The sequence below is a fragment of the Candidatus Accumulibacter sp. ACC003 genome, from assembly GCF_907163085.1.
Lineage (GTDB): Bacteria > Pseudomonadota > Gammaproteobacteria > Burkholderiales > Rhodocyclaceae > Accumulibacter.
Genome location: NZ_CAJQTX010000002.1, coordinates 22,132 through 43,906 on the forward strand (window position 1 = coordinate 22,132; position 21,775 = coordinate 43,906).

The window sequence follows — 21,775 nt, forward strand, 5'->3', positions numbered from 1 at the left end:
CCGACTGTGCTGCCGGCAAACTTCGAGGCCGATGAAGGGCTCCGCGAAACCATTCAAACGTCGCAGGGGACGCCGGTAAGCATCTTCGACGAGTTTCTCGACGCACCCAACTTCGGCGGCGACGCTTACGCGGAGATCATCGCCACCTACCTGCGCGACAAGTACGCGTCGCGGCCACCCGAGGTCGTCGTCGCGGCCGGGTCCGAAGCGCTGTCGTTCCTGCTGCAGCATCGGAGCACGCTGTTTCTGGGGGTTCCGCTGGTGCACCTGGCGATTCCCCTACCCTTGCTGCGCAGCATGCAACTGCCGCCCGACGTCGTCGGCGTCCCGGTCGAATACGATTTTTTGCTGACCGTCGAGCAGGCGCTGCGCTGGCATCCGCAGGCCAGGCGTCTGCTGCTGGTCACCGGCGCTTCGCCATGGGACCGCGAATGGGAAGCGCGCCTGCGGCGCGAGGCAACGCGTTTCAGCGAGCGCGTGACGGTCGAGTTCCTCGCCGGCTTGTCGACCGACGCCGTACGGCGACGGCTGCAGGAGTTGGCGGGCGACGCGGTGGTGTTCACGCCGGGCTATTTTGTCGATGGCGAAGGCCACCATGGCACGCCGCGCCAGTCCGTCGAGGCCATCGCCGCGGCGGCGGCGGCGCCGGTTTATGGGCCCTACAGCTCCTTTATCGGCAGCGGCGTCGTCGGCGGTTACCTGCACGGTTTCAAGGACATGGGGCGGCAGGCCGGGGCCATCGTCAATGCGCTGTTGGCCGGCAGTGCGCCCGCTTCGCTGCAGCTGCCAGCGCTGATGCCCAACAGCTTGCAGGTCGACTGGCGACAGCTACGCCGCTGGGGGATCAAGGAGAATGCCGTTCCGAACGATGCGGTCATCGACTTCCGCCAGCCGTCGCTACTCGAGCGCTACCGCAGCGAGACGATCGCGGCGATCGTCGCGCTGCTGCTGCAAGCCGGACTGATCGCCAGCCTGCTCTTTGAACGTCGTCGCCGCCGCCGCGCCGAAACCGCCGTGCATCTGCAGCGCCACGAACTGGCGCACGCCTCGCGGCTGGCGATTGCCGGCGAATTGACCGGCGCCATTGCCCACGAGATCAACCAGCCGCTGGCGGCGATCCTGAGCAACGCCGACGCCGCCGACCTGATGCTCGAAGCCGGCGGCGACCGGAGCGACGAGCTACGCCAGATTCTCACCGATATCCGCCGTGACGACCTGCGGGCGAGCGCGATCATCCAGCGCCTGCGGGCGCTGCTCAGCCGGCACGAAGTCGAGCGGCAAGCCTTCGAGCTCAACGCGGCGGTGGACGACGTCGCCTCGCTCCTGCGTGGCGAAGCTCGCCGGCGGCAGTTGCGAATCGCCTTTAAACACGCCATGAAGCCAGTGACGGTCGTCGGCGACCGCATCCAGATCGAGCAGGTGCTGATCAATCTGATCCTCAATGCCATGGACGCCGTCGCCGGCGTTGCCGACGAGCGCCGCACGGCAGTCACCGTCGCCGTCGAGCAAGTCGCCGACGGCATGGTCGTGATCAGCGTCCGCGACCGCGGCCCCGGCATCGCAGCGGAACATTTGCCGAAAATCTTCGATTCATTCTTCAGTACCAAACGCGACGGCGTGGGACTCGGACTGTCGATTGCCCGGACGATCGTCGACGCGCATGGCGGCCGCATCGTCGCCGAGAACACCGCCGGCGGCGGCGCGCTTTTCCGGGTCGAATTGCCGACCGCGCGCTTGTCGCTGCTGATGACGGCGCCGACATGAACGGCGGGCCGCTGATCCATGTCGTCGACGACGACCAATCGCTGCGCACCGCGCTGTTGCGCTTGCTCGCGGCGGCCGGCTTCGAGGCCCGCGGCTACGCTTCCAGCGGCGACTTCCTGCTGCAGCCGCTGCCCGAACGCCCGGGTTGCCTGCTCCTCGACGTGCGCATGCCGGGCCCTTCGGGCCTCGAACTGCAGGCTGCTCTGCAGCACCGGGGTTGCGCCCTGCCGGTAATTTTCCTGACCGGCTACGCCGACGTGAGCTCCAGCGTGCGCGCGCTGAAGGCCGGCGCCGTCGATTTTCTGAGCAAGCCGGTCGAGCGCAAGACGCTGCTCGAGGCGCTGCACCGGGCAATTGACCGCGACGCTCGGCAGCGCCGCGAACGCGACGAAGCGGCACAGCTGCGGGCGCGCTTTGCGACGCTCAGCGGCCGCGAGCGCGCGGTTTTCGACGGCGTCGTCGCCGGCCGGCTCAACAAGCAGATCGCCGACGAACTGGCGATCGGCGAGCGAACGGTCAAGCTGCTACGTTCACAGCTGATGGCCAAGCTCGCAGCCAGTTCGGCAGCCGAACTTGGCTGCCTGGCGGAGCGACTGCGGCAATTGTCCGACACTTAGGCGATTGCCACACGGCGCGCCCGAGCTAGCGCAGAAGCGGCGACAACCTGCCCTTTCGGGCAAGAAGCTTTGCCCGCTCGGACCATGGTCGTCATCAGCCGTCTATGGGATGATCGCCACGTTCATCGCGACTCATAGCGAAAGTCACTCGCCGCGCGACTGCTCTTGCGGGTGCGGCCCCGGACAAGCCGGCGCCGGGAAAAGGGAACGGCGCCTGGCGATGCCAGGCGCCAGCAAGGCTGGCGCGGTCGGCAACGATCGCCTTGAACCATCTGTACGGCAAAGGAGGAAGAAGATGACGTCTATCGCGAAATTTGCTGCCCGAATCACGGCGCTGCTGGCCATCCTGGCGATCGCTCTGGGAACGGCCACACCCGCGCTGGCGCAGGCCCAGGCCAAGAAACCCAACATCCTCATCATCTGGGGCGATGACATCGGTTACTGGAACCTCAGCGCCTACAACCAGGGGATGATGGGCTACAAGACGCCGAACATCGACCGCATCGCCCGGGAAGGCGCGCTGTTCACCGACTGGTACGGCCAGCAGAGCTGTACCGCGGGGCGCGCCGCGTTCATCACCGGCCAGTCGCCCTACCGCACCGGCCTGTTGAAGGTTGGCCTGCCTGGGGCGAAGGAAGGCCTGCAGGCCGGCGACGTGACGATCGCCGACTTGCTCAAGGCGCAGGGTTACATGACCGGCCAGTTCGGCAAGAACCACCTTGGCGACCTCGACGAACACCTGCCCACCGCGCACGGCTTCCAGGAGTTCAAGGGCTCGCTCTACCACCTGAATGCCGAGGATGAGCCCGAGCACGAGGACTACTTCAAGGATCCCGCCCTGCGCAAGAAATTTGGCACGCGTGGCGTCATCCATACCTGGGCCAGGGCCGACGGCACGCAGAAAATCGAAAGCACGGGCGCGCTCAACAAGAAACGGATGGAAACCATCGACGACGAGGTGACCACCGAGACGATTCGCTTCATGGCCGACGCCAAGAAGGCCGGCAAGCCTTTCTTCCTGTGGTGGAACTCGACGCGCATGCACATCTGGACCCGGCTCAAGGAATCGTCGCGTGGCAAGACGGGCCTCGGTATTTACCCTGACGGCATGGTCGAACACGACGCCCACGTCGGCCAGCTACTCGACGCGCTCAAGGAGCTGGGCCTCGAAGACAACACCATCGTGATGTACTCGACCGACAACGGCGCGGAGAAATTCACCTGGCCGGACGGCGGCACCTCACCCTTCCGCGGCGAGAAGAACACCAACTGGGAAGGCGGCTATCGCGTTCCCACGGCAATTCGCTGGCCCGGTGTGATCAAGCCCGGCAGCGTCTTCAATGACATTTTCGCTCACGAGGACATGCTGCCGACGCTGCTCGCCGCCGCCGGCGTGCCCGACGTCACGGCACAACTCAAGAAGGGCATGCAGGTCGGCAACAAGACTTTCAAGGTCCATCTCGACGGCTACAACGTGACCGATGCGCTCGCCGGCAAGTCGCCGAGCCCACGTCATGAGTTCTTTTACTGGAACGACGACGGCCAGCTCGTCGGCTTGCGCTACGACCAGTGGAAGATCGTCTTTGCCGAACAAAACGCCCACGGCGCCGCGGTGTGGCGTCAGCCATTCACGACGCTGCGTGCACCGAAAATCTTCAACCTGCGCAGCGATCCGTTCGAGGTCGGCGAAATCGAAGGCATGGACTGGAACCGCTGGTGGCTCGAGCACGTCTTCCTGCTGGTACCCGCGCAACAGTACGTCGGCAAGTTCATCGGCACCTTCCGCGAGTTCCCGCCCAGCCAGAAAGTCGGCAGCTTCTCGCTCGATGGCGTTCTGCAGGCGCTGCAGACGCCCGGCCGCAGCGACTAGCGATTGACCATCGATGGCAATTCTTGTTGACCAATTAGCGATGAAAAGCGCGGCAGAAGACAAGGTCTTCTGCCGCGCGGCGACTGGCCAGCGCCGGCTTTTTCGGCAAGCTGCGCACTCGGCCCGCCGCCGTAACCTGGCTGTGCGACTATCGGCACGCGGGTAAAATCGACGGCGCGTCATCGCTTCCTGGCCACAAGCCCCGGCACTTGTGGCAACTACCACCGCCGCAATTAATCCGTTTTGAATGGCAAGACAACCAAGGAGAGCAAAGATGAAGCTCATCACGAGATTCCGTTGCAGATTGCTGACACTGTTCGCGCTGCTGGCGCTGGGCACCGGCTCGGCTTTCGCCGCCACCGGCGCCAAACCCAACATCCTGTTCATCATGGGCGACGATATTGGCATCATGAACGTGGGCGCCTACCATCAGGGCCTGATGGTGGGCGAAACGCCGAACATCGATCGCATCGGCAAGGAAGGTGCGAGATTCATGACCTATTATGCCGAGCAGAGCTGCACGGCCGGCCGCACCGCCTTCTTCACCGGCATGCATCCGTTGCGGGCGGGCATGGTCATGCCGCAGCTTCCGGGTGCCACGAGTTCTCTGTTGCCGGGCACGCCCGCGCTGGCAAAATTCCTGCTGGATCTCGGCTACACCACCGGCGAGTTCGGCAAGAACCACCTCGGCGATAAATCGGCTTCGCTGCCAACGGCGCACGGCTTCCAGGAGTTCTGGGGCTACCTCTATCACCTCGACGCGATGCAGGGGGTGAGCTTCCCCGACATCAACAAGTCGCCGACCGATCAGGCGGTTGTTCCGCCCTGCAAGAATACCCCGGTCAAGGGTCTCCAAGAGGTCGCCGGGGCCGTGGATCCGATGAAGGCGCTCTGTATGACCCCACCGCGGCCGGTTATCCATTGCACGTCCAAGGACGGCACCGAGAATAACCAGAGCTGCAAGGACATGGGGCCGCTGACGCTGGAACGTTCCAAGACCGTGGACGAGGAAATCTCCGCGCAGGTCATCGACTTCCTCGACCGCAACGACCCCAAGAAGACCGGCAAGCCGTTTTTCGTCTGGTATAACCCGGCGCGCATGCACGTCACGACCATGCTCTCGGACAAGTATCTGGACATGCTGGGCGAGAAGGGTGGCAAGGATTGGGGCATCAACGAAGCCGGCATGAAGCAGATGGACGACAACATAGGCTACGTGCTGAAGAAGCTCGAGGACATGGGCCAGCTCGACAACACCATCGTCGTCTTCACCACCGATAACGGTGCCGAGGCAATCACCTACCCGGACGGGGGCGTAACGCCCTTCAGAGGCGGCAAGCTCACCACCTGGGAAGGCGGTATGCGGGCTCCGCTGCTCGTTCGCTGGCCGGGGCACGTCAAGGCTGGCACGAATCCGGACCAGATATTCTCGGCACTGGATTGGGTGCCCACCTTCGTCAATATCGCCGGCGGGCCTTCGGGTGATGGGCTGAAGAAGCAGATCGAGGCCGGCAAGTACCCCGGCATCGTCAAGACGACGCTCGACGGTGTCGACCAGCGGGCTTACCTCGAAGGCAAGGGCGACTCCGCTCGCGACACGTTTTTCTACTACACCGGCCAACACCCGTCTGCAGTGCGCTACAAGAACTGGAAGTTCTACTACACGATGGCGCCTTCTTCCGCGACCGGCGGGCTAACGGGCACGGTTACCTATCATTGGACCCAGGTCAACAACATCAAGCGGGACCCATTTGAGCAGGCGGTCGCGGAAGATCAGAAAACTCTGCTTGGCTACGGTGGTGCACTGGCCGCTCCAAGCACGGCGTATATCTACGACTGGAACCTGCTGCCGATTGGGCAGTTGCTGTGGCTGAAGGAACTCGAGACGTACAGGACCTTCCCTGCGTTGCAAACTCCGGCGAGCTACAACCTGGATCAGGTGATCGAGGCGATGAAGTCTGCCAAACACATCAGCCACGCGGGCGAGTAGCGCAGTCAGTAACGAGTAGGTTAGCGCAACGGGCGCCCCGCAAGGGCCGCCCGTTTTTTTAGGTGCTTAGTGAGGTCGGGCCGCGTTTCTGAAATGCTGCTCGACCGCCCTGTATTCCGTTTAACAGGACAACAGCCATGTCGAGACTCTCATTTTTTTCCAGATTCTTGCGGATCCTCGCGCTGCGCTGGGCGTGCTGCTTGCATCCGGCGCGCAGGCGCAGTCCGACCCGCTGCCGTCGTGGAACGACGGCGCCGCCAAGCAGGCGATCATTACCTTTGTAAGCGATACCACGACGCAGGGCGGCCCGAAGTTCGTGCCGCCGGCCGAGCGCATCGCCACCTTCGACCAGGACGGCACACTGTGGGTCGAGCAGCCGATGTACTCGCAGGTGATGTACATCCTTGAGAGCGTGCCGAGGCTGGTCAAGGCGAAGCCCGAGCTGGCCAAAGTCGCCCCGTTTTCGACCGTGCTGGAGATACTCAAAGGTGATCATGCAGCGATCGCCAAGCTAACGCTGCCCGACCTCGAAAAGCTCGCCTTCGCGACGCTGACCGGCATGTCGGTCGACACCTTCAACGCCGAAGTCAAGAAGTGGCTCGCCGAAGCGAAGGACTCGCGCTGGAAGAAACCGTATACCGAACTCACCTACCTGCCGATGCAGGAAGTGCTCAAGTACCTTCGTGACAACGGCTACAAGACCTGGATCGTCACCGGCGGTGGCCAGGACTTCGTGCGCCAGTACGCCGAGCAGGTCTATGGCGTCCCGCCGGAGCAGGTCGTTGGCAGCGCCACCGGCACCACCTACAGCTACGGCAAGGACGGCAAACCTTTCCTGACCAAGGAGCCGAAGCTACTGCTCGACAACAACAATGCCGGCAAAGCCGAGGGAATCCACCTGATGATCGGCCGTCGCCCGACAATGGCCGTCGGCAATTCGACCGGCGACCAACAGATGCTCGAATACACCAGGGCCGGCGACGGCGCGCGGCTGTCGATGCTGGTGTTACACGACGACGCCACGCGCGAATACGCCTACGGCCCGGCACAGGGACTGCCGGCGACCAAGGTCGGGACTTTCACGCAGGCGCTCTACGATCAGGCGCAGAAACAGGGCTGGACGGTGATCAGCATGAAGAACGACTGGAAGAAGATCTTCAGCTTCGAGTAAGGCGATTGCCCGCGCCTATCAAGGTCGCAGGCCCCAGATCAGTGCCCTCGTCGCTGGCAGCCGGCGTTACCTGTAGCAACTGGCCGAATGCGGGCTCGCCGCCACGCTCAGCGTGTCGGCGACACCGCTCTTCAAGGACAGCGACCGCAATTGAGCGCTTGTCGGATTGCCGCCGAGTGACCGACAATTCGCTGCGCAAGAAATCCCGACAACAGCCCAGGCGCAGCTGCCCGCGGGCTAACAGACCCGCCACACCAGGGTAGCAGCCGCCAGGACGAGGCCAAGGATTTTTCAGCCGCCTGTGAACTGATTTTTTTACTACCCCAAGGAACCATCAATGAGATCCATCAATACCCGAGTTTTGCTGGCCGGCGCTGCTTCGCTGTTGCTCGTCAGTGCCTGCAACTCCGATCAGAACACCGAGCAGAAAGCCAAATCGGCGGCGCCGGCGGTCAAGGAAGCCGCCGTAGCGACGGTCAACGGCACGCCCATCACCGCCAGCCGTGTCGACATGATTATCAAGCAGCGCGCCGCCGCCGGCCAGGCCGACACCCCGGAAACCAGAAAACTCATTATTGAAGAGCTGACCATGCAAACGCTGATCGCCGAGGAAGCGGTCAAGAAGGGCCTGGACAAATTGCCTGACGTCACCGAGCAACTCGATATCATCCGCAAGACCTTTCTGGCCAACACCTACATCCAGGATTTCATCAAGACCAACCCGGTCAACGACGAGATGCTGAAAGCCGAATACGATCGCATCAAGGCAACGATTACCGGCAGCGAATACAAGGCGCGCCATATCCTGGTGGAAACCGAAGCCGAAGCGAAGGCGATCATTGCCCAGCTGAAGAAAGATGCGACGTCGTTCGAGAAGCTGGCCATGGCAAAATCCAGGGATTCCGGCTCCAGCGTCAGAGGCGGCGAACTCGGCTGGTTTGACGTCAGCCGGATGGTGCCGGAGTTCAGCAACGCCGTCAGCAAGCTCGAGAAGGGCCACTTCACTGAAGAGCCGGTAAAAACGCAGTACGGCTATCACGTCATCTTGCTGGAAGACACCAGGCCGATCGAGGCGCCTGCCTTTGAAGAAGTCAAACCCGAGCTGGCGCAGCAACTGCAGCAGCAGAATCTGAAGAAGCAAATCGACGATCTCAAAGCCAAGGCCAAAATCGAGATTATCGAAGTGACTGCTGCTGTACCTGCTGCTGTACCTGCCGCTTTACCTGCACCGGCAGCTGCACCTAAAGAGGCTGCAGCCGCTGCCGGCAAATAAATCACGTTATTATTGTGCTTTGAGCACAACTGGCTAGCGACGGCGCGCGACCACCGGCGGTGGCGCGCGCGGCCAGAGGTCGGCGAAAGGCAGTGCGCGCTTCCAGGGATAAAGCTCGGAGACCTTTGCGCTTTCACCGACCGGCCGGCTTAATGTGAAAGAAAGTCGCGCCGGCGACTCACGAGTCTACCTTCTCCCCACTGCGGGCGAAGAGCCGGGGTGAAGCGGGGGATTCTGGGAGCCTGCTCCCTGCCCGGCGAACGATTCCGGCGTGCACGCCGGAATGCGCACTGCAAGTGAGAGGGGGACGGTCGTGGTTTTCATGATCTCGGGGTTCTCGACCGGCCATGACCGTTAGCCGCTCGCAACGAGTAAGGCTTGATGTTTCATTTCGCTTGTTTCCATCTTGAACCAGGAGGAACAGATGGCTGACCTCACCCAGCAAGCAGGCGCTGCCGCCGCCAGCGCACCCGATCTCGAAAAGATCCCGGTCGAGCAGGTCCTCGCGACACTCGCCGTCAAACCCGAGCAGGGCCTCAGCGCAGCCGAAGCGCAGCAGCGAGTCGCCCGCTACGGCCCGAACGCGATCATCGTCAAGGAAAAGAGCCTCGGCGAGCAAATTCGTGGCTACTTCACCGGCTCGATGGCCTACGTCATCGAGGCGGCGGCGCTGGTTTCGGCGCTGCTCGGCCACTGGGACGACTTCTTCATTATCGGTTCGCTGCTACTGTTCAATGCGGCGCTCGAATTCTGGCAGGACCGCAAGGCGTCGAACGCGCTGGCGGCGCTGAAGGCCGGCCTGGCGCCCGAGGCCACCGTCATGCGCGACAGCCAGTGGAGCACGGTGCAGGCGGCGACGCTGGTTCCCGGCGATATCGTCAAGATCCGCCTCGGCGTGATCGTCCCGGCCGACCTGCGCTTGACCAGTGGCGAATTCGCGTCGATCGACCAGGCTGCGCTCACCGGCGAATCGCTGCCGGCGCGCAAGAAGGTCGGCGACGAAGCCTACGCCGGCAGCGTCGTCAAGCAGGGCGAGATGGAAGCCGTGGTCATCGCTACCGGCACCAATACCTTCTTCGGCCGCACCGCCAAACTCGTCTCCGGCGCCGGCGCGGTCAGCCACGCGCAGAAGGCGATGTTCCAGATCAGCAACTTCCTGATCGTCGTCGCCGTCTGCCTGACGCTGATCCTGGTCGCCGTCAAGGTCTATCACGACATCGTGATCGCCAAGGACTGGAACGTCGCCGACGCCCTCGGCATCCTGCAGTTCGTGCTGGTGCTGATGGTGGCGTCGATCCCGGTGGCGATGCCGGCGGTGTTCTCGATCACCATGGCGCTCGGCGCACTGGCGCTGTCGAAAGAGCAGGCGATCGTCTCCAAGCTGTCGGCGATCGAGGAAATGGCCGGCGTCGATATCCTCTGCTCGGACAAGACCGGCACGCTGACCAAGAACCAGTTGAGCCTCAGCGAGCCGATGCTCTTCGCCGCCAGCGATCCGCAGGACTGCATCCTGGCAGCGGCGCTGGCGTCCAAGCTCGAGGACAAGGACGCCATCGATACCGCGGTGATCACCGCGCTCAAGGACCAGAGCGTCCTCAAGAGCTGGACGCTGACCAAATTCGTGGCCTTCGATCCGGTCACCAAGCGCACGCAGGCGACGGTTACCGACGCCAGTGGCAAATCCTTCGTGGTCGCCAAGGGTGCCCCGCAAGCGATCGTCGATCTTGCGCAGGCGCCGGCAGACGTCGCGCGAAAGGTCAAGGAAGCGGTCGACAAGCTGGCCGCGCAGGGCGCCCGGGCGCTCGGTGTGGCGCGTTCGGCCGATGACGGCGGCAGCTGGTCCTTCCTCGGCATCCTGCCGATGTTCGATCCGCCACGCGACGACTCCAGGGAAACCATCGACAGGGCGGCGGAGAAAGGCGTGCGGGTGATGATGATCACCGGCGACGATACCGCCATCGCCATCGAGACGGCGCGCCAGCTGGGCATGGGTACGAACATCATCCCGGCGGCGGATGCCTTCCCCAAGGACATGGACCCCGACAACGTGCCGCCAGCGATCATCGACGCGATCGAACGCGCCGACGGCTTCGCGCGCGTCTTCCCCGAGCACAAGTACGCCATCGTCAAGGCGCTGCAGTCGCGTGGCCACCTGGTGGCGATGACCGGCGACGGCGTCAATGACGCGCCGGCATTGAAACAGGCCGATTGCGGCACCGCCGTTTCGGGCGCCACCGACGCCGCCCGCGGTGCCGCGGCGCTGATCCTGACGGCCCCCGGCCTGTCGGTGATCAACGGCGCCATCGACGAGGCGCGGCGGATCTTCGGGCGCATCAACAGCTACCTGATCTATCGCATCGCCTTGACCATCGACATCATGTTCGTCGTCGTCCTGTCGTCGATCTTCCTCGGCTTCTCGCCGCTGACGGCGATCATGATCGTCGTCATGTCGCTGCTCGACGATCTGCCGATGATGACCATCGCCTACGACAACACGCCGGTCAGTCCGCGGCCGGTACGCTGGGACCTGCCGCGGATCTTCGGCCTGGCCACGGTACTCGGCGCCTTCCTGGTCGCCGAATCGTTCGGTCTGCTGCTCTTCGGCGTCAAGGTGCTGTCGCTGCCACACCTGCAAGAGGCCTTCGGGCTGACCACGCACGCGCAGCTGCAGACGATGATGTTCGTACAACTCGTTGGCGGCGGCCAACTGCTGCTGTTCATCACCCGTACCGAGCACTGGTTCTTTCAGCGGCCCTTCCCAGCCGCACCGCTGTTCTGGGCGATTGTCGGCACGCAGCTGACGGCGGCGCTGATGTGCGGCTTTGGCGTGCTGGTGCCGGCGATCCCCTGGCAGCTGATCGGCTGGGTATGGGTCTACCTGATCGCCTGGATGTTCGTCCTCGGCAGCGTCCGCATGATCTACGACCGCTTCGCCAACTACCGGACCGCGCGTCACACGAAGAGCGTCGACGTGGTCAATCAGTCGCTGCAGCCACACGTTCCGGCGGCCTAGGCCTAGGCCGAGACCTGACAAGATCACCAGGAGAAAATACCATGGACTACCGCAAACAATTCTTCGTCAGTCCCGGCGAGAAACTGAAACTGGCCGCCATCGATCCGGCGCACACCGCCGGCCACAGCTCGTCGGAAGACGCGCTGCCGGAGATTCAGAAACACGTCGCCCGGATGGCCGAGTCACAGGCTCTGCTCTACGCCGACGGCCAGCAGTCGCTGCTGGTCGTCCTGCAAGCGCTCGATGCCGCCGGCAAGGATGGCGTCGTCCGCCACCTGTTCACCGGCATGAATCCGCAGGGCACGTCGGTGTTCGGTTTCAAGCAACCGAGCGCCGAGGAAGCGGCGCACGACTTCCTCTGGCGCGCGCATCAACGGACGCCGGCCAAGGGCGAGATCGTGGTCTTCAACCGCTCGCATTACGAGGACGTCCTGGTCGTGCGGGTACACCAGCTGGTGGCGAAAAGCGTCTGGTCGGGGCGCTACGAGCTGATCCGGGATTTCGAGAAGATGCTCGTCGCCAACGGCACGCGGATCGTCAAGTTTTTCCTGCACATCAGCCCCGAGGAGCAGTTGCTGCGCTTCAAGCAGCGGCTCGACGATCCGGCGCGCAACTGGAAAATCAGCGAAGGCGACTACTCCGAGCGCGAGTTCTGGTCCGCGTATGTCGAGGCCTACGAGGAAGCGCTGAGCAAGACCAGCAGCAAGGACGCTCCGTGGTACGTCATTCCCGCCAATCACAAGTGGTTCCGCAACCTGGCGATCTCGCAGATCATTGCCGACACCATGGGCGAGATGGGGCTCAAGCTGCCACCGACGCGCGTCGACCTCAAGGAAATCACCGCCAAGTATCACGCCGCCGAGGCGGCGCAGGAAAAGCGCGCGGGCAAGGCGCCGAAGCCGCCGAGCAAGAAGTAGTTGGCTTGAGCAGGCGCGACGATGACGCAAGATAGCGAAGACAAGAAGGGCTTCAGGCTGCCGCTTTTCCAGGGCATCCTGCCGCTCGACCGTTCGGGGCTGGGGAGCGACATTCTCGCCGGTTTCACGCTCGCCGCGCTGGCCATTCCGGGAACGATGGGTTACACCAAGATCATCGGCACGCCGGTGATCACCGGGCTGTATACCATTCTCATCCCGATGAGCCTGTACGCCGTCTTCGGGTCGTCGCGGCATTTGTCGGTCGGTGCCGATTCGGCGACCGCGGCGGTGGTCGCCGCCGGTCTCGCCGGCATGGCCGTGCGCGGTTCGAACGAGTGGCTGGCGCTGTGCAGCCTGCTGGCCCTGATGGCGGCGGTGATGATGTTTTCGGCGCGTGTGCTGCGGCTTGGTTTCCTCGCCGACTTTCTCTCGCGCACGGTGCTCACCGGCTTCATGACCGGCGTCGGCGTGCAGGTCGCGCTGCTCGAGGTTTCCGGCCTGTTGGGCCTGCAGCGCACCAGCAACGAGCCGCTCAAGGAGATCGTGCACGATCTGCGGCTGCTCGGCGAGAGCAATCTCTATGCGGTCGGCGTGTCGCTCGCCGTGCTCGTGGTGATCATCGGTGGCAAGCGGATTTCGGCGAAGATCCCCGGCGGCCTGATCGCCGTCGTCGCCGCCATCGCCGTCAGTTGGTCGCTCAACCTGGGCGCCCATCTGGAGACGCTCGGCGCCGTTCCCAGCGGCCTGCCGACGCTCGGCCTGCCACACGTCGATTGGAGCTGGGCGCTGGTCGAGAAGCTGCTGCCGATCGCCTTTGCCTGCTTCGTCGTGATTCTCGCGCAGAGCGCCGCTACTTCGCGCGCCTACGCGGCAAAGTACAGTGATCGCTTCGACGAGAACGTCGATATGGTCGGGCTGGGAATGGCCAACCTTGGCGCCGGCTTGTCGGGCACCTTCATCGTCAATGGCAGCCCGACCAACACGGCGATGGTCGACGGCGGCGGCGGCCGCAGCCAGGTGTCGCAGCTCACCACCTGCGTCCTGGTGCTACTGGTCCTGCTCTTCCTGACCGGGCCACTGGCGCATTTGCCGACGGCCGTACTCTCGGCGATCGTTTTCCTGGTCGCGGTAAAAATGATCGATGTCCAGGGGATGCGCCGGATCTTCGTCGAAGCACGTGCCGAGTTCTGGGTCGCCTTGCTGACCGCGGCAACCGTCGTCGTCGTTGGCGTCGAGCAGGGAATCATCCTGGCGATGGTCTTGTCGCTGGTCGATCACGTGCGGCGGGGCTACCGTGGCACCAATGTCGTTATCGTCGCCGACAAGAGAAAAAAAGGCTGGCAGACGGTTCCCCTGAGCACGCCGCAGCACATCGCACCGGGACTCATGGTTTATCTGTTCAGCCACAGCCTCTACTACGCCAACGCCGGCCAGTTCGCCGACGAGGTCCTGCGCCTGGCAACAAGCAAGGCGCAGCCGCCGCTGGCCTGGCTGTGCATCGAAGCGGCGGCGATTGGTGACCTAGACTTCTCGGCTGCGGCGATGCTGCGCGACACCAGCGCGCTGCTCAAGCAGCAGGGTATCCGACTGGTGTTCGCCAATGTTTCCGCGCCGGTGCGCGACCAATTCGACCGCCATGGCATTAGCGAGGCGATCGGTAGCGACGCGTTCTATGGCTCCGTCCATGCCGTCGTCGCGACCTACGAGAAACAATGCGCGGCGCCGCTGGAGAACACAGCCGAAGGCGGCGGCCCCGCGCACTCTTGATGCTTGCCACGTGCCCGCGCATGGCAGGCGTGGCGCGCGTCGTCGCCGTATGGGATACCGTCGGCGCGCTGGGCATTCCGACCTATGCGGGCGGCAAGCACGTGGACACCTTCGAGTTTGCCGATACCCGGCTGAGCGGGAAAGTCAGGCACGGTTTTCGCGCGGTTGCGCTCGATGAGCGCCGCAGGGACTTCACGCCGACGTTGGCGGCGGCTACCGGGTCGCCAATCACGAGGGTGGCCTGTCGGATGGCGCCTTGCAGTGGAAGCTCGACCGCCTGCAGGCGACTGGCCTTCTGCTGGTCAGCGCGCCCGCGTCGCCGATAGCGCCGAACCCGGCCGGCACCGCACACCAGCCCTGGCAGCACAAGCCGTGGACGCTTCTCGGCGTCTCGCTCGGGGCGAGGAGTTTTCCACCAGGGACGCCCGCGGACCCATCGATTGCCACGCGTCGCGGCGCCGGCAAGGTCGTTCCGGAACCCGGCGAAGCCGGCAGGCCTTATCAACCGGCAAACCTGCCATGACGCGACAAGAACATCGCCATCTGGCGCACCGTCGCCGCAACAACTGCGCGGGCGCATGAACCGAGCGATCTGCAAGCGCTGCCAGCAATCGCGACACGATCGTCGGGACCCCGAGCACGACGTGATCCACGCCGACCACTTTCGCGACCACGCACCATTTTCCGGCGACCGCCTCGGGGGCGTCCTCGACTTCTATTTCGCCTGCGGCGATGACCTGTTTTTCGACTTGGCGCTCACGGCCAACGACCGGCGCGCTGCCCGACGGCGCACTCGACGGATCGATGGCGGCGATAGCACGATAGCTGTCGCGCACCGATCGTTCCATGCGGGCGATAAAGCGATGACTGCAGAAGTACGAGCGCTGGATCAAAAAGTATCGGCGCTGGATCGTCGCGATAGAAGCTCGGGTGAAAAAGTATCACGCGTCGGCAAAAATCATCCACGCGTCCATCGCCGCGATCGATGGAGCGATGGCGGCGATGGAACGATCGATGCTGCGCATTGATCGTTGTCGATGTCGCACATGGATCGTTCCATGCGGGCGATGCAACGATGACTGCGGAAGTACGAGTTCTGGATCAAAAAGTATCGGCACTGGATCGTCGCGATAGAAGCCCGGGTGAAAAAGTATCACGCGTCGGCAAAAATCATCCACGCGGCCATCGCCGCGATCGACGGATCGATGGCGGCGATGGAACGATCGATGCTGCGCATAGATTCCTATCGATGTCGCACATGGATCGTTCCATGCGGGCGACGCAGCGATGACTGCGGAAGTACGAGTGCCGGATCAAAAAGTATCGGCACTGGATCGGCAAGGATGAAGAATGGAGCAACAAGGTCGAAGCGTGATCGACGCGCCTGCAGTGGCCGATCGATCCGCTCCAGGCTTCGCTGGCGGCGATCGGCGCGCCTATCGAAAACAGTCAGCGATCGCCGTCGCGCAGCGAATTCTTCATCGCCGTGATGAAACGATCGCCGCCGACGATCGACGGCTCGATTGACGGCGCCCAGGCTTCGACGCGCGCCGTTCGCTTGAGCGAACTCCAGGAGTGCGTCTCACGCAGGTCGGCAAAGTAGTCCAACAGGTCGGCCTCGCTCAGATCGTCGATCTGCTGAGCGAAGTAGCCTCCTCCCACCCGGCGGATGGCGCGCGAATACGCGTCGATCGTCTTCGGCTGCAAGCCCTTGAGCTTCAGGTGCTTCTGGTGCAACTCGTAGTTCGTGTCATAAATCGTCGTTGCGACAGCGGGCATGTCTTCCATCTTGCGGTAGGCTCGCATTCGTCATGAACGTCCCTCGGATGAGGGGCGAGGTGATATCTTGACTTCAAGACGACGACAGCGCCGCTGTTTCCTCCGCGTAGCGGCTTCGTCCAAGCCTTCGCTGCAGCCGACCTGCTACGGCTGGCTGCGCCAGCCTACGCTGGTGGCTGAGCTCAAACATTGGGCACCAGCGGCGCCTCTCCCAGTCCGTATTCTCAGGAGAAAACAGCCCGTCCGTTCAACCTTGTGGCACTCTGTTGCCTCAAGGTCAGTTTAAAGGAGACAGCCATGTCAATTACCGTTGAAGTACTAGAGGCCGAGGCTCTGAACCTGTCCGTCGCGGAGCGATCTCGCTTGGTTGAAAAGCTGATCGTGAGCCTCGACAGAGAACCCGATGTCGAATCGGCTTGGGCCACGGAAGTCGCGCGGCGTCACGCTGAGATTGAAAGCGGTGCTGTATCGCTTCTTCCAGGTGCCGAGGCGCTTGCCCGGTTGAAAACTGAGTTTCAGTGATTTACTCGTTTCATCCTGAGGCTGAGTCCGACCTTCGGGAAGCGGCCGAATACTATCGAGAGCGCGGTGGTAATCCTTTGGCGCAGGCTTTGCTCGCCGAGTTCGAGCACGCTATGCACCTGCTGCTTGAGCACCCGATGCTCGGTGCCGTGTGGCTTCACGGTAGCCGTCGGCTGGTCATTAAGCACTTCCCGTATTCCATCGCCTATTCCCTTGCTGACCAAGACATTCGCGTATTGGCCGTCGCCCATCACAGCCGTCGGCCCGGCTATTGGCGAAAGCGGAAGTGGTAGCCCCAACCCTGGTGCCTAACGAAAAAGGATCAGAAAACCTGATCTCACGGATTTTGCGATGTACCGAGTTGCAGGATCAAGCGGAGGTTGGAGCGTGGGAAGACAGTCTCGGTAGAGTTCAACTCGTCACAGAGTTTTCGGACGGCGCGGTCAGACACGCCATGGGCCATGTGGTGCAGGCGTACGGTCAAGGTTCCAGCCTGAGCGTCGGGGAGCAAATCCGCTTCGGTCGTGTAGATCGCGCGTAGCAAGCTGCGTGCCTCGTCCGGGCGCGCGAGCAAGGGTGCCAGGACGTTGGCCATGGCCGTTTCGGCGCGATAGGCAATCATCTTGAGCGTGTCGAGCAGCTGCTTGCTGTGGGTGCTCAGCCGGCGAAATCGGTTTTCTTCGGGCAAGTCCTTAATGTCGAGATGAGAGGGTGTCTCCTTGCGTTGTTCCTTCAGGGTCTTGAGTTCGTCTTGCAGATGTTCGATCTCGTCGTGGGCCGCGGCCTTTTTTGCGACAAAAGCATCGACTTTCACGGGGTCAATCGTCTCGTTGAGGTTGAGCGCGCCGAATTGGGCGAGCCGGCGGCTGAGCTTGCTGGTCAGCGAGCGCACCTGGCCGTCGAGGGTTCTGCGAGCCGGGTTAACGACGCGTGCGGTATCAGGAATTTGTTCGGTCTGATAGTCGGCCAAGCGGTCCAGGGCAAAGTGTTCACGGGCATACTTGAAGAAATTTTCCTGAGACCACCGGGCGAACAGGGTGGCCGCCAGGAGCCCTATGCCGGATTGGTAATCCGTGCTGATCAGGGCGACCTGGCGACCGGTGTGACAGAGCTTGCGTATCTCGCGTACCGTAAGCGTCCAGCCCGACCATCTATAAGTTATCCCTGCTCTCGTTCAAGCTGACGACTTTCGACGAGAGGAAGACATGGACAAGAACGCGGAGCGGGAAGCGTACTGGCGCGCGCATGTGGGTGCCTGGCGGGCGAGCGGCGAGAGCCAGAAGGCGTATTGCCACCGTCAAGGGCTGAAGGAGCACTCGCTCAGCTACTGGCACCTTCGCCTGGCAAGAGGCGAAAGCGCGCCTGGAGCCGAGACGCCATTGACGCTGATTCCGGCGGTGAAGATCGGCAATAGCCCGAGCGCACAGCCGAGCCTGTCGCTCGACACGCCCACCGGCTGGCGCCTGGAATTTGCGGCGCTGCCTCCGGCCACGTGGTTGGCCGCGCTCTGCGCTGAACATTCATGATCGCCCCGCTCAGCCGCCCGTTGGCCGGCGTCTGGCTGGCGATCGAACCGGTGGACATGCGCCTGGGCATTGATGGCCTATCCGCTCGCCTGCAGAACAGCCTTGGGCGCTCCCCCTGCGACGGCAGCGCCTACGCCTTCACCAATCGCAAGCGCAGCCGCCTCAAACTACTGCTCTGGGACGGCGCCGGCGTCTGGTTATCGCAACGGCGACTGCACCGCGGGAGCTTCACCTGGCCCCAAGCCGGCGACCCCGTATGCGCCCTGACAGCGGCCCAATGGCGGTGGCTGATCGCCGGCGTGGACTGGCAGCGTCGCGACGCGCCCGCACCGGCGCACTGGCAGGTCTAAGCACCTGTGCTTGATAAGAAAGCTAGCAAAAGCGGCTACTTGCGCCCCTTCCGGACGATCTGTTTGGTATAATCTGTTATGGATTTCGCCACCGAACTTGCCGCCTTTGACCCCTCGCCAGAACTGCTGGCGTGGATGGAAAAGCGGGTCGGTGGCCTGGTCGAAAACGCACGTACCCGGGCCACGGAGATTCACTGGCGCGACGTCAAAATCGAGAAGCTCACGCTCGAACTGGCGCATTTGCGCCGCATGAAATTCGGCGTCAAGAGCGAAGCGCTGATCGCCGGCAACAGAGACCTCTTCGATGAAACGCTGGCGGCGGACCTGGCCGTCTGCGAAGCGCGCCTGGCCGAAGAACGCCAGGCGGCCGAAATGGGGCCGCATCAACCGCTTCCCGAAAAACCCAAGCGCGAACGTGCTGGCCGTCAGCCCCTGCCCGCACAGCTGCCGCGCGTCGAGCACCGGCACGAGCCCGAGACGTGCACCTGTGGTCAATGCGGTCAAGCGCTGGTACTGATCGGCGAGGACGTGACCGAGAAGCTCAATATCGTTCCGGCCGAGTTCTTCGTCGATCGCCACATCTACCCCAAGTACGCCTGCCGCCCCTGCGCGACCGTGACGGCGGCAGCGGCCGTGCCGTCGGTGATCGATGGCGGCCTGGCCGCGCCGGCCTTGCTGGCCTGGGTCATGGTCAGCAAGTACGCCGATCACCTGCCGCTCTATCGTCTGGAGCAGCAGGCGGCTCGTTCGGGGGTATCGCTGGCGCGCTCGACCCTGGCCGACTGGGTCGGGCGCATCGGCTACGCGCTTGAACCGCTCGGCGATCGCCTCGCCGACTTGCTGCGTCAAGGAACGATGCTGCATGCGGACGAAACGCCGGTACAGCAACTCGACCCGGGCAAGGGAAAAACCAAACGTGCGTATCTCTGGGCCTACCGCAGCAATGACCTGAGCACCGATCCGCCGATCGTCGTCTTCGACTACCAGACGGGCCGGGCCGGGGCGCATGCGGTGAACTTCCTGAACGGCTGGCGAGGGGTCTTGATGGTCGATGATTTCGCCGGTTACAAAGTGCTGTTTCGCGGCGGCACGATCGAACTCGCCTGCATGGTGCATGCGCGACGAAAGTTCTTCGACCTGCACAAGGCGAATGGCAACCCGATCGCCGCGGAGGCGGTGCGTCGGATCGGCGAGTTGTATGCGATCGAAGCGCAGGCCAAGGAGAAAACGGCGGCGGAACGGGCCGAGCTACGCCAGGCTTACAGCAAGCCGCGGCTTGATGCTCTGCACCTGTGGCTCTCGCACACCCGCCGCTCGGTCGCCGACGGCGGCGCCCTTGCCAAGGCCATCGACTACAGCTTGAGGCGCTGGTCGGCCTTCGCCCGCTATGCCGAGAATGGCTTCTACCCGATCGACAACAACCCCGTCGAAAATGCCATCCGCCCGATTTGCCTGGGGAAAAAGAATTGGCTGTTCGCCGGTTCCGAGGCCGCCGGCCAACGCGCCGCAGTGATTCAGTCCTTGCTCGCCACCGCCCGACTGAATGGTATCGAGCCTATGGCCTGGCTCACCGACACGCTCGAGAAACTCCCCACCTGGCCCAATAGCCGCATCGACGAGTTGTTACCCATCAAACAACCCGCCTGATCTGCACAAGGGAAGGTGGGTGCGCTGCACGCTTACCGCGTACCCACAACACGCCACCGAGAAGCGTGCCCCGTTCGGCGAGTTGCATGCGTACCCGTTCACCGCTGCGCAACTCGACCGTTCCGTCGACAAACTCCTCGGCTGACCAATCGTCACCGGGGTACTTGCGATAGGAGAGACAGGCAATGCGACGAGCCTTCAGGCGTTTGAACAACTCCGGACTATAGCCTTCGCGATCGAAAACCAGGGTGAAGCGATGGCGCAACGGTTCGGCTGCCAGCACTTCGGCGTTCGGCTGGCCCGGGATATCCCGTTCCAGACGGGGTAGAATCTCGCCCTCGAGGACCTTGATCAGGCCGGGATCGACGGCTTGCGTGACCCGAAAGAAGGGCTGCCCGTCGATCGCGTTGACCCAGTAATCGGCCGTCGCCCGCTGGCACAGCCGCTGCCGCGCGATGTAGTGGCGCGGCAGCTTGGTCTGCTCGCCGTAATACACCCGCACATGCGCGTCGACGTAAAGGATGCCCGCTTGTGCCGGCGCCGCCGCCATCCAGCGCCGACACAAATCGGCACTCCATTTTTCGGCCTGATCACCCTGACTCAGGAGCTGAATCTTCTCGCGCAGGGTGCGCACTTCGGGAATCCGATCCAGACCCAGCAGTTTGCCCCATTCGCCAGGCGCACAAGTGCGCAGGGACTCGACCGATTCCAGCCGTGCCAAGGCCATGAAGGCGATCAACATCAACAGACTGTCAATCCCATAGTAGCCCGGTGGCAGGGGAAGCCCCTCCGCTCCTTCGAGCAGCCCAACTGCCAGCAAGGCGGGCAGCGCAAACAACACGCCGCCACGCGGCACGTCGACGGCCAACTGGAACTGCGGGAGCACCGCATTCAGCCCACCCACGCTAGCCGCCACCCGGGCTTCCACGTTGCTGGCCCCAACCCCCATCGGGGCGGCGCTGTCGAGTGCGCTCCGCTCGCTTTTGGTGCTCACGACGAGCGCGCAGGTCCCCTTCGCCGCCGGAACATGCAGCCGCCCAGCGCGCACCGCTTTCGACAGGGTGTCGCTTTTGATCCCCAGTTCAGCCGCCGCGCTGGGTACCGTTTGGCCCTCGTCCAACAAGGCCTGCGCCTGCTTCAACACCTCTGCCGTCAGCACCGCCGGACCACGGCGCCGCGGCGGAACATAGAATCCTTTCGGCCCCTCCTGTCGATAGCGCTTCAACGCACGCTTGACACTCAACGCGGGCACCCCGAAGGCGCGCGACACGTCCACCACGCGTAAATGACCCTGCGCGATAAACTGCGCCGTAATCATCCGGAACGTCGCCAGATCGTCCTCGGCATGACTGAACACCGGCAGGACCCCGTGGAAATACACGACTTGTCCATCCTCTTTCCCGACAGACAGCAGTTCCTTGACCGGCGTGACGGCATCAGGAAAAATCGGCAACAGCAGTTGGGGCATCCGAATCTCCAGCAAGCTCCGCGTGGCGCCGAGCAAAAACGCGTACTATCTACCTTTCTCGGTATCTTCGCAATATCCGACACGCCCCCCCGCCACAAACC

Annotated in this window: 21 protein-coding genes; 18 read left to right on the forward strand and 3 right to left on the reverse strand. The window is 63.3% G+C overall.

Features of this window, described 5'->3' with window-relative positions; all coding sequences use genetic code 11:
• Window positions 1-6: 6 nt before the first annotated feature.
• The 13 genes from QZ656_RS03775 to QZ656_RS03830 all read left to right on the forward strand — a co-directional run bounded on the left by QZ656_RS03775 (window position 7) and on the right by QZ656_RS03830 (window position 15,673).
• Window positions 7-1,764: an ATP-binding protein gene (locus tag QZ656_RS03775; RefSeq protein WP_291992139.1), complete on the forward strand. Its 1,758-nt coding sequence runs from the start codon at window positions 7-9 to the stop codon at window positions 1,762-1,764.
• The gene (locus tag QZ656_RS03780; protein WP_291992140.1) at window positions 1,761-2,381 is read left to right on the forward strand and encodes a response regulator; all 621 of its coding nucleotides are present in this window, start codon (window positions 1,761-1,763) and stop codon (window positions 2,379-2,381) included. Before QZ656_RS03775 ends, QZ656_RS03780 begins: the two co-directional genes overlap by 4 nt.
• A 295-nt stretch (window positions 2,382-2,676) precedes the next feature.
• Entirely contained in the window at window positions 2,677-4,251 is a 1,575-nt protein-coding gene (locus QZ656_RS03785) for an arylsulfatase (RefSeq protein ID WP_291992141.1), read from the forward strand.
• A 274-nt stretch (window positions 4,252-4,525) separates the two neighbouring features.
• The gene (locus QZ656_RS03790) at window positions 4,526-6,241 is read left to right on the forward strand and encodes an arylsulfatase (RefSeq protein ID WP_291992142.1); all 1,716 of its coding nucleotides are present in this window, start codon (window positions 4,526-4,528) and stop codon (window positions 6,239-6,241) included.
• Between the two features lie 187 nt (window positions 6,242-6,428).
• Window positions 6,429-7,412, forward strand: a complete 984-nt coding sequence (locus QZ656_RS03795; RefSeq protein WP_291992619.1) for an HAD family hydrolase — start codon at window positions 6,429-6,431, stop codon at window positions 7,410-7,412.
• Window positions 7,413-7,773: 361 nt separating this feature from the next.
• Entirely contained in the window at window positions 7,774-8,685 is a 912-nt protein-coding gene (locus QZ656_RS03800; protein WP_291992143.1) for a peptidylprolyl isomerase, read from the forward strand.
• Window positions 8,686-9,109: 424 nt separating this feature from the next.
• On the forward strand, window positions 9,110-11,698 hold the full coding sequence (locus QZ656_RS03805; RefSeq protein WP_291992144.1) for a plasma-membrane proton-efflux P-type ATPase: 2,589 nt from the start codon (window positions 9,110-9,112) through the stop codon (window positions 11,696-11,698).
• A gap of 41 nt (window positions 11,699-11,739) precedes the next feature.
• Window positions 11,740-12,615: a polyphosphate kinase 2 family protein gene (locus QZ656_RS03810; protein ID WP_291992145.1), complete on the forward strand. Its 876-nt coding sequence runs from the start codon at window positions 11,740-11,742 to the stop codon at window positions 12,613-12,615.
• Window positions 12,616-12,636: 21 nt separating this feature from the next.
• The gene (locus tag QZ656_RS03815; protein ID WP_291992146.1) at window positions 12,637-14,382 is read left to right on the forward strand and encodes a SulP family inorganic anion transporter; all 1,746 of its coding nucleotides are present in this window, start codon (window positions 12,637-12,639) and stop codon (window positions 14,380-14,382) included.
• 20 nt (window positions 14,383-14,402) lie between these two features.
• Window positions 14,403-14,708, forward strand: coding sequence for a DUF2235 domain-containing protein (locus tag QZ656_RS24045; RefSeq protein ID WP_366522092.1), 306 nt, complete (start codon window positions 14,403-14,405; stop codon window positions 14,706-14,708).
• Complete coding sequence (locus QZ656_RS03820; protein ID WP_291992652.1) at window positions 14,639-14,905, forward strand: hypothetical protein; 267 nt, start codon at window positions 14,639-14,641, stop codon at window positions 14,903-14,905. Before QZ656_RS24045 ends, QZ656_RS03820 begins: the two co-directional genes overlap by 70 nt.
• Window positions 14,823-15,410, forward strand: a complete 588-nt coding sequence (locus QZ656_RS03825; protein ID WP_291992147.1) for a phosphotransferase — start codon at window positions 14,823-14,825, stop codon at window positions 15,408-15,410. Before QZ656_RS03820 ends, QZ656_RS03825 begins: the two co-directional genes overlap by 83 nt.
• Window positions 15,407-15,673 carry a hypothetical protein gene (locus QZ656_RS03830; RefSeq protein ID WP_291992148.1) on the forward strand — a complete coding sequence of 89 codons (267 nt, stop codon included), beginning with the start codon at window positions 15,407-15,409 and terminating at the stop codon, window positions 15,671-15,673. The genes QZ656_RS03825 and QZ656_RS03830 overlap by 4 nt, the downstream gene beginning before the upstream one ends.
• A gap of 158 nt (window positions 15,674-15,831) precedes the next feature.
• Here the strand turns inward: QZ656_RS03830 and QZ656_RS03835 are convergent, their stop codons facing one another.
• Window positions 15,832-16,170: a phage integrase N-terminal SAM-like domain-containing protein gene (locus tag QZ656_RS03835; protein ID WP_291992149.1), complete on the reverse strand. Its 339-nt coding sequence runs from the start codon at window positions 16,168-16,170 to the stop codon at window positions 15,832-15,834.
• Between the two features lie 288 nt (window positions 16,171-16,458).
• Between QZ656_RS03835 and QZ656_RS03840 the strand changes: the two genes are divergently transcribed.
• The gene (locus QZ656_RS03840) at window positions 16,459-16,683 is read left to right on the forward strand and encodes an addiction module protein (RefSeq protein WP_291992150.1); all 225 of its coding nucleotides are present in this window, start codon (window positions 16,459-16,461) and stop codon (window positions 16,681-16,683) included.
• Window positions 16,680-16,976, forward strand: coding sequence for a type II toxin-antitoxin system RelE/ParE family toxin (locus QZ656_RS03845; protein ID WP_291992151.1), 297 nt, complete (start codon window positions 16,680-16,682; stop codon window positions 16,974-16,976). The genes QZ656_RS03840 and QZ656_RS03845 overlap by 4 nt, the downstream gene beginning before the upstream one ends.
• Window positions 16,977-17,020: 44 nt before the next feature.
• Here QZ656_RS03845 and QZ656_RS03850 read toward each other — a convergent pair whose 3' ends face one another.
• Window positions 17,021-17,845, reverse strand: coding sequence for a putative transposase (locus tag QZ656_RS03850; RefSeq protein WP_366522115.1), 825 nt, complete (start codon window positions 17,843-17,845; stop codon window positions 17,021-17,023).
• Window positions 17,846-17,888: 43 nt separating this feature from the next.
• Between QZ656_RS03850 and QZ656_RS03855 the strand changes: the two genes are divergently transcribed.
• From QZ656_RS03855 to QZ656_RS03865, 3 genes are all read left to right on the forward strand, one after another.
• The gene (locus QZ656_RS03855) at window positions 17,889-18,209 is read left to right on the forward strand and encodes an IS66 family insertion sequence element accessory protein TnpB (protein ID WP_291992153.1); all 321 of its coding nucleotides are present in this window, start codon (window positions 17,889-17,891) and stop codon (window positions 18,207-18,209) included.
• Window positions 18,206-18,559 (forward strand): IS66 family insertion sequence element accessory protein TnpB, encoded by a 354-nt coding sequence (gene tnpB / locus QZ656_RS03860; protein ID WP_291992154.1) that lies wholly within the window; start codon window positions 18,206-18,208, stop codon window positions 18,557-18,559. Before QZ656_RS03855 ends, tnpB begins: the two co-directional genes overlap by 4 nt.
• A gap of 78 nt (window positions 18,560-18,637) precedes the next feature.
• The gene (locus QZ656_RS03865) at window positions 18,638-20,206 is read left to right on the forward strand and encodes an IS66 family transposase (protein ID WP_291992155.1); all 1,569 of its coding nucleotides are present in this window, start codon (window positions 18,638-18,640) and stop codon (window positions 20,204-20,206) included.
• Here QZ656_RS03865 and QZ656_RS03870 read toward each other — a convergent pair.
• The gene (locus tag QZ656_RS03870; protein WP_291992156.1) at window positions 20,190-21,674 is read right to left on the reverse strand and encodes a putative transposase; all 1,485 of its coding nucleotides are present in this window, start codon (window positions 21,672-21,674) and stop codon (window positions 20,190-20,192) included. The two genes, QZ656_RS03865 and QZ656_RS03870, sit on opposite strands and share 17 nt — an antisense overlap.
• Window positions 21,675-21,775: the final 101 nt, after the last annotated feature.

Excerpts from the sequence above, each read along its gene's own strand:
- QZ656_RS03870 (WP_291992156.1), bottom strand. The coding sequence starts at position 21,674 with ATGCCCCAACTGCTGTTGCCGATTTTTCCTGATGCCGTCACGCCGGTC.
- QZ656_RS03855 (WP_291992153.1), top strand. The coding sequence starts at position 17,889 with ATGGACAAGAACGCGGAGCGGGAAGCGTACTGGCGCGCGCATGTGGGT.
- QZ656_RS03805 (WP_291992144.1), top strand. The coding sequence starts at position 9,110 with ATGGCTGACCTCACCCAGCAAGCAGGCGCTGCCGCCGCCAGCGCACCC.
- QZ656_RS03785 (WP_291992141.1), top strand. The coding sequence starts at position 2,677 with ATGACGTCTATCGCGAAATTTGCTGCCCGAATCACGGCGCTGCTGGCC.
- QZ656_RS03780 (WP_291992140.1), top strand. The coding sequence starts at position 1,761 with ATGAACGGCGGGCCGCTGATCCATGTCGTCGACGACGACCAATCGCTG.
- QZ656_RS03840 (WP_291992150.1), top strand. The coding sequence starts at position 16,459 with ATGTCAATTACCGTTGAAGTACTAGAGGCCGAGGCTCTGAACCTGTCC.
- QZ656_RS24045 (WP_366522092.1), top strand. The coding sequence starts at position 14,403 with ATGGCAGGCGTGGCGCGCGTCGTCGCCGTATGGGATACCGTCGGCGCG.
- tnpB (WP_291992154.1), top strand. The coding sequence starts at position 18,206 with ATGATCGCCCCGCTCAGCCGCCCGTTGGCCGGCGTCTGGCTGGCGATC.
- QZ656_RS03815 (WP_291992146.1), top strand. The coding sequence starts at position 12,637 with ATGACGCAAGATAGCGAAGACAAGAAGGGCTTCAGGCTGCCGCTTTTC.
- QZ656_RS03810 (WP_291992145.1), top strand. The coding sequence starts at position 11,740 with ATGGACTACCGCAAACAATTCTTCGTCAGTCCCGGCGAGAAACTGAAA.
- QZ656_RS03835 (WP_291992149.1), bottom strand. The coding sequence starts at position 16,170 with ATGGAAGACATGCCCGCTGTCGCAACGACGATTTATGACACGAACTAC.
- QZ656_RS03865 (WP_291992155.1), top strand. The coding sequence starts at position 18,638 with ATGGATTTCGCCACCGAACTTGCCGCCTTTGACCCCTCGCCAGAACTG.
- QZ656_RS03790 (WP_291992142.1), top strand. The coding sequence starts at position 4,526 with ATGAAGCTCATCACGAGATTCCGTTGCAGATTGCTGACACTGTTCGCG.